The following is a 3,484-nucleotide window of genomic DNA, read 5'->3' on the forward strand; positions in this document are numbered from 1 at the left end:
CACGTCAATGATTTATCGATTACTTTCATTGACTTTATGGCAGTCAGTGTTAATGTTGACTGCTTTTCTCTGGCCTTTTAGTCCAAAGTCCAGTAACTAATGGATTCGCCAATGATAGGCAAACCGAAGCGACCAGGGGGTAATGGCAGTGTTCGTCCGCTTGAAAAGCCAGTCATGTTTTTTCTCACTTTTGAGTGATTAGATATTATATTTACGATACGGTATCGTAAAACATGAGAAAATGTCAACTCTTAACTGTTCGCAAGTTGTCTAAATACTGATGATTTGAGATGATAATTGCATGAATAAACCCGTTAAAAATCTGCCAGGACGACCTCGTAACCTTCAATCTCATCAAGCCATTCTGCAAGCAAGCTTGGAACTACTATCAGAAGTAGGATATGAACGTACAAGTATTGACGCAATTGCAGTCCGTGCAGGGGTTAGTAAACCCACTATTTACCGACGCTACAAAGGTAAAGAAGAACTGATTGCATCGGCAATAGAAAGTTTTAGAGAAGAAGTTATTATCCCTGATACTGGTCGACTTTGGGATGATATTGATGCTCTGATTGAGAATGCCGCGCAAGTTACGCTTAGAGCTTGTCATGTAACAACCTTGCCTCTTTTGAGCTAGAAATGCCTTCTCAGTAAGCTTTCTAGATAATAAATTGTAAAAGTTGTTTCTTGACAGGCTCTTAGTCCTTTGGGACGGCAGACTGTTGCCATGATTATCAGTAGTGCCTCAACTAGTCCTCAATTTGCTCAAATTTATTGGACAAAATATCTGCAACCTCGACGGCAAGCTTTTGCTGTTGTAATAGAACGAGCAAAAGTCAGAAATGAAGTTCACGCAGATTTAGATCCTAGTTTAGTTTTTGATACGATGAGTGGAATTATGCTTTATGCACAAATTTTTCAACCTCAGACTGAGCCTTGGCAAGTATATGTTCGTCGTGCAATACATCTTTTAATTAAGTAGCAGGGTGATGCCAAGTAGAACAGAGTCAATCAGCTTCTTTGTCAGGTACGGGCTTTTACGGACTGTAGCACAAGATTTCTGTTGAAGTTTGTGTGTTTAGTGATCGCATTTTCTGGGCAAGTTTTACCCTAAGCGATCGCACTTGAATATAACCCTCCCTCACTGAATCAGATGAAAGCAGCAGTCACCAAGAAGTCTGCTGCAAGTATTGCAGAGTTACAATAATTACGAAGCAAGTATTATCTTTGTGACCTTCTGTCATCTAAAGTTTTGGCGAGTAGCACCATAACAGCAATTGGAGCAAGGAAGACTCTAAGAGGTTATTTGAAAAGTCATATAACGTATGTTTGACTACTCTGGCTATCCTAGAAGTTGAACGAGATAATGCGGGTTTTGGAATTCACGTTCGCTTCTGTAAGTTGCATTTAAGGCTCAATCTGCCACTTTTCAAACAACCTCTAAGTCCCACTATTTAGTTGAACTTATACAATACCTGAGCTTAAACCAGTTGAATATCTAAATTAGTTTGAAAACCAATAGGCTTATTTTCCAGAATAGCAAATCTAGACTCTTGGAAGAATAAAGAACCATTTAGGGGATCATAACTGAAGTCACTAAGGTCAGTAGCACCAAAACCTGCTTGAGAAATCTGAATTTTGTCACCTTGAACAGCCTTGAAGTCTTTGATAATATCAACACCTTCTGATACGTTGGTAAAAACAAATTTATCTGCACCTAGTCCGCCAGTGAGAATATCTGCACCTAACCCACCAGCGAGTGTATCGTTCCCGCTCTTACCAGAAAGTGTATCGTTTCCGCCATTGCCAAATAATATATTATTTTGCCTATCTCCAACAATGGTGTCACTTTGATTTGTACCTTTAACATTATCAAAGTTTATAAATGTGAATTCAACTGTGCCTATGTTAGGAACATTATTAATTACGAAACTTTGACTTTCAAGGTTAACGTTAACTGATGCTTCTCCCACTAAAAAGGGTGCTGAAGGAGCAATTGAGGCATCTATAGTGTTATTTGCAACGCTAGCATCAACAACAAGATTTTCAAAATTGCCAAGTAAATCTGTACCCCGTCCGCCACCTTTTTTAAGAGTTCCATCAATGAAGATAGTAGAGCTTACACCTATTTTGCTGTAATCAGCCGTATCAGTACCATCTCCACCATTTAAGGTGTCGTTGCCTGCACTGCCTCTAATAATGTCATTGCCGCCGCTACCAGATAATTCATTATCAACAGCATCACCAGTAATAGTGTCTTTTTGATTTGTACCAATTACATTCACAAAATTTTTCACACTGACTATTATTGGTGGTGAACCGACAACTCTAATTTCTAGTCTTTCTTTGGATAAATCAGCTATTATTGATACATTGGTACTGTCAGTAGTCGCATCAATAATATTAGTCTGTCCTCTAGCACCAATAACAGTTTCAAAGAAATCTCTAAACGTATCAGTTCCAATTACACCTTTTTGAATCACCACTGGTTGGAGTGTTACAGGTTGTTCCAAGTCACTGTAATCAATGGTATCCTTACCATCTCCACCAGTAATGGTATCATCCCCTGCACTAGCGATAATTCTGTCATCCCCAGCAGTTCCGATTAAAATATCGTCCCCATCAGTACCTATAATTGTTGCCATAATCTTGCTTTACCTGTTTTTAAGTAACTGCTGTATAGTAACCTGTTATCGGCTGTATTGTTCTTGAAAAAATGTTGCAGAATATAGCAATTAACTAAGATTTCCCCGCAGACCTTCTGCTCCTGGAGCGACCACGAAGTATGCAGAAACTCATGCGTTGCAGCGAATTCGGGGCAGAATCTGGGGTTTGATTTCTTGAAGGAATGCTGGAATGATGATCCTGCTTTGCAGGCAGATCGTGCGTGATCAAGAAGCTTGCTGGCGAAGTTTCCGCAATGGGGGGTTGCTTGTGTGGATAGTATGCTGGTTGAGTTGAATGAGTAGCTATGTAGCTATGCTTACGGCAACCCTTTCAGGGAAGGCACTTCAACTACTTGCATATTGCAGCACTCGTTCCCACTCCCAACACCAAGCTGTCTTTACTCGGATTTCTTTACCATTGGTGAATTGGTAAAGATCATAATACTATTTTTAACAAGGAGATTTTAAATATACTTTGGACACAAAAATTATGGATGTAAAAGAACGAAATTGGAATTATTGTACTAACCATTTGCTCAATTGGCATGGAATTTGGACGCGATATACACCAGTTGGTGATGTCAAAGAATCATTTCAAAGTCTAAGAAGTTTTGAAAGCAATCCAGAAAAGACTAAAATTGTACATACTAATACTTCTCGTTATGCAAATGGCGAAAATAAGCAGGAGAGTTGGGAACTTAATTTTCTATCAAATAGCTTAGGTAATGGACTTTTTCACCCATCACGCGAGACGATGCGAGGATATTTCTTTGCTTCGGGTCATGCTACTTGGGCAACAGTGAAGTTAAAACCCAACT

The 3,484-nt window shown here is 39.3% G+C and carries 4 protein-coding genes; 3 read left to right on the forward strand and 1 reads right to left on the reverse strand.

Features of this window, described 5'->3' with window-relative positions:
* The first annotated feature begins 301 nt into the window (after positions 1-301).
* Positions 302-637 carry a TetR/AcrR family transcriptional regulator gene (locus V7K69_RS21320; protein ID WP_335037952.1) on the forward strand — a complete coding sequence of 112 codons (336 nt, stop codon included), beginning with the start codon at positions 302-304 and terminating at the stop codon, positions 635-637.
* Positions 638-706: 69 nt separating this feature from the next.
* Positions 707-982, forward strand: a complete 276-nt coding sequence (locus V7K69_RS21325) for a TetR-like C-terminal domain-containing protein (protein WP_335037954.1) — start codon at positions 707-709, stop codon at positions 980-982.
* A 499-nt stretch (positions 983-1,481) separates the two neighbouring features.
* Here the strand turns inward: V7K69_RS21325 and V7K69_RS21330 are convergent, their stop codons facing one another.
* Complete coding sequence (locus tag V7K69_RS21330; RefSeq protein ID WP_335037956.1) at positions 1,482-2,645, reverse strand: calcium-binding protein; 1,164 nt, start codon at positions 2,643-2,645, stop codon at positions 1,482-1,484.
* A 511-nt stretch (positions 2,646-3,156) separates the two neighbouring features.
* Between V7K69_RS21330 and V7K69_RS21335 the strand changes: the two genes are divergently transcribed.
* Positions 3,157-3,484 (forward strand): DUF3598 family protein (locus V7K69_RS21335; RefSeq protein ID WP_335037958.1); only part of this gene is annotated, 328 nt, incomplete at its 3' end.

It is taken from the genome of Nostoc sp. (genome assembly GCF_036917775.1).
Taxonomy (GTDB): Bacteria; Cyanobacteriota; Cyanobacteriia; order Cyanobacteriales; family Nostocaceae; genus Nostoc.